This window comes from Methanosarcinales archaeon, assembly GCA_014859725.1.
Lineage (GTDB): Archaea > Halobacteriota > Methanosarcinia > Methanosarcinales > Methanocomedenaceae > Kmv04.
The window spans coordinates 1-3641 of sequence record JACUTQ010000199.1; the positions used below are offsets into that span (position 1 = coordinate 1).

General features: G+C 39.8%; 2 protein-coding genes. One reads left to right on the plus strand and one right to left on the minus strand.

The features are described from left to right. Positions 1 to 204: 204 nt before the first annotated feature. Positions 205 to 1149 carry a radical SAM protein gene (locus IBX40_11985; protein MBE0525031.1) on the plus strand — a complete coding sequence of 315 codons (945 nt, stop codon included), beginning with the start codon at positions 205 to 207 and terminating at the stop codon, positions 1147 to 1149. 701 nt (positions 1150 to 1850) lie between these two features. On the opposite strand, the gene IBX40_11990 is transcribed toward IBX40_11985, so the two are convergent. Continuing rightward, positions 1851 to 3407, minus strand: a complete 1557-nt coding sequence (locus tag IBX40_11990; protein MBE0525032.1) for a DUF1846 family protein — start codon at positions 3405 to 3407, stop codon at positions 1851 to 1853. Positions 3408 to 3641 lie beyond the last annotated feature (234 nt).

Genomic DNA, 3641 nt, shown 5'->3' on the forward strand with positions numbered 1-3641 from the left:
CCATTTCCAATATAACCTTCTGGTTCAGCACAAGCTTCTTCCTAAACATGTTGGTAAACGAACCCACACGCTGGTTCGGTTTTCTCGCCGGACTTATAATCTCCATAGGATTAGCAATTATCGCAAGCAGTGCTGTCAAACTATTCAAATAGAATCTTCACTGTTGTGCTGGTGTCAGGCAAAAAATCTGAGGGGGGAAAAATCATGAATAAATATTTGACTGTGAAACGAATAGAATTTGCCGTTACGTATTTATGTAATGCAAGATGTAGACACTGCTATTCTATTCATAGTGAAGGAGCATTCCCCGCACACATCGATAAGTCCTTGGCTTTAGAAATCGTTAGAAAAGTTGGTAGGAAATACAAGCTTGAATCGATAATGACTTTTGGAGGGGAACCTCTGTTGTTTCCGGAAATCGTATGCGTTATTCATAAAGAAGCTGCGAGTGTAGGAATTCCTCTCAGGGAAGTAATTACAAATGGTTATTGGTCAAATAATTCCGGAAGGATTAAGGAGATAGCCAAAAATTTGGCAGAATCTGGCGTGAACAGCATTATTATTTCTGTTGATGCTTTTCATCAGGAACATGTTCCTCTTGATATTATCAGAAAGACTGCTGAAGCATGTCTACAGGCACGCATTGAAGATGTATCATGGGATCCTTGCTGGGTAATCTCAGAAGATGACGATAACCGGTATAATCGAAAGACCAAGTTCATTCTGAAAGAACTTGAAGACTTACCTATAAGGAATTCAGGAGGTAATATGATGGAACCAGAGGGATTAGCTCTAGTTAATTTAAAGGAATTCTTGCCTCCGAGAAAAAAGATACCCGCTGGCAAGTGCGGTGACATACCTTATACAGAACCCCTTGACTCCATCAAATGTGTATGCGTCGAACCAGACGGAAGAATCGCTGTATGCAACGATTTTTACATTGGAAACGCCTCAAAAACGGACATTGTTGACCTCATAGAGAGCTACGATCCATTTAAGATTCCAGAGATGAAAGCAATTATCGAAAATGGCATGAAAGGATTGATAGATTGGGCAAGAACAAAAGGTGTTGAACCTGATCCAGAAGGATATTACTCCATTTGTCAGATGTGTACTAACATTCGAAAGAGCAAACAAAAATTGAAATAAGAGCTACTGAGGACAAAAGGTTTAGAATCCCTCGCATCAGGAGTTATACTCGCTGATTATCGGCATTATTTATCTTCCAAGATAAACTTAGCAGTTCCCCCCCCCTAAAAATGTAACTTATTCCTAATGTCTATTGATGGGTCATATACCTGAAAAGATTAATTTAGACCAGCTCATCGTATCATGGTTGGGGCTGATATGCAGAACATAATATATTCTGAGTGGGTTCCAGCGGGAACGTTAGTGAAAACACTAGTCGGATTTCTTTCTTCACTTGTCTCATGCGTTTTGTTGATAGTAATCGCGGTTGGCGTTGCAATTCAAAATCCCCTTTTAATTGTTGTCTTAGTGTCTGTTTTAGCGATCGTGTTGATTCTATTTTGGAATTATCGAGGTATTCAGATACAAGTGACCAACAAGGAACTTTCAATCAATTACGGCTTTTTCAATCACAAACATATTCCAATATCAAATATAGTCTCTTGTAAACACACCAAAACCCCTTTTTGGAAATATGGAGGAGTAGGCGTTAGATATTGCTTTACTGATCGCTCTTGGGCTTACACAACATCATTCGGCGACGCGGTTGAAATAATCCAGCGAAAAGGAAGATCTTTCGTTTTCTCTTCGAATAACCCTGAAAAACTCTGCAGTATCATTGACCAAAAAGTGCGCGAAACAAATCTTTAGTTTTACGGTTTTCAAATAAAATAATTAGGAGCAAAAGTTTCATCAGGAAACGGTAGTCTGGCATCTGTCGTTAAGTTTAAGCCTATCTGATTCAGCGTCTTCTCGTTGCCTTCGTTTATAAGATGGGTAGTGTGCATCTCGCAATCTTTCAATTTATCCAGTGCATCTATGCATTTGCGTGCTTTCTCGTCCGATACTGCGCTTGCAGCCAGTGCGTTGAGTATTTCTTTTACATCCAATGATGTGCTGCTTAGCCTCATTAGGTTCTTTAGTTGTATAATGCTCTGGATGACGTTTGGAGATATCACGTCGACTTCATCCGGTATTTTTGCAATGATCTTTATTGCGTTTAGAATCGCCGCTGATTCAGCATAGAGTAGTGGCGAATTCTTGCCTGTTACAATTACAGCTTCGCCGGAATCCAAGGGGATTTCAATTGCTGCGCCACAGAACACACCTGTATATCCTTTTCTTTCATCTTTTCTCTTTTTAGCATCTTCCGCTGCTTCTCTTGCTGGCAGGACAACAGAACGATCTCTAGGGTCAACGCCCACCTTTTCCACAATCTTTTTCATTCTCTCAAGCGTATCGTAGAGAGTGTTACCCTCTACAAATTCTCTGTGATACCTGAAGTAGCGTCTTACGATTTCTTCTTTACTTGCTTTACGTACTACGTTATCATCGATTATTCCTTCTTTAACCATGTTGACACCCATGTCAGTTGGCGATTTATATTTCGCCATTGGGCTGTCTTTATCGACTACCTTATCAATTATTTTCTTCATTATCGCAAAATTTTCTACATCTCTAGAATAGTTGATTGCTGTTATTCCATATGCTTTTTTGTGGAATGGATCTACGAGGTTATAATCTCCTATATCCGCGGTTGCTGCCTCGTACGCAATATTTACAGGATGGTTAAGGCTTAGATTCCAGACTGGAAACGTCTCAAATTTTGCAAAACCGGACTTGACACCTTGTCTTCTATCGTTATAAACTTGCGCCATGCAGAATGAGAATTTACCGCTACCTGGTCCAGGTGCAGTGACAACTACAATCTTTTTCTCAGTATCCACGTACTCTTGTTTGCCGTATCCTTTATCACTTACAACAAAATCCAAATCTTTAAGGTAGTTTGGCATCTCGTAATGTGTGAAAACACGTATTCTCCTATTATGAAGTTTTTGCTTGAATTTTTTCGCTGTCAATTCATTGTTGAAACGATTTATCACCACGGCAGAGACGTCTAAACCCACCTCGCGAAGGTCATTTATGTCTTTGAGTGTTTGGTCATCATATGCTAATCCAAAGTCTCGTCTAATTTTTCTTCCTTCAATATCTTTCGCACTGACGCAATGTATTATTTCACTTTTTTCTTTCAGTCGCCGAAGCATCTGTAGTTTTGTGTCGACACCAAAGCCTGGGAGCACACGTGAAGCGTGATAGTCATAACACAATTTACCGCCGAATTCTAGATAGAGTTTGTCGAAAAGCGAAACACGGTCAAGTATCTTTTTTACCTGAGCCTTCAAGTATTTTTTTGTGTCAAACCCGATTTTTCTAATCATTTAACCGCCCACTGTGAAACAATCAATGGATTTGCATATTTTCTTGTAGCTACAATAACATAGGCAACAGACTACAATTACCACAAAGTGCATAAAAACCTATTGCAACATGAAAATGCTTATTCGACAATTCAAGACAGAAACTTTATCAGTAAAATTTCTTTCTCGAAAGAAGGTTTTGTGGACCGGGCGGGATTTGAACCCGCGGCCTCCGCCTTGCGAAGGCGGCGTTCA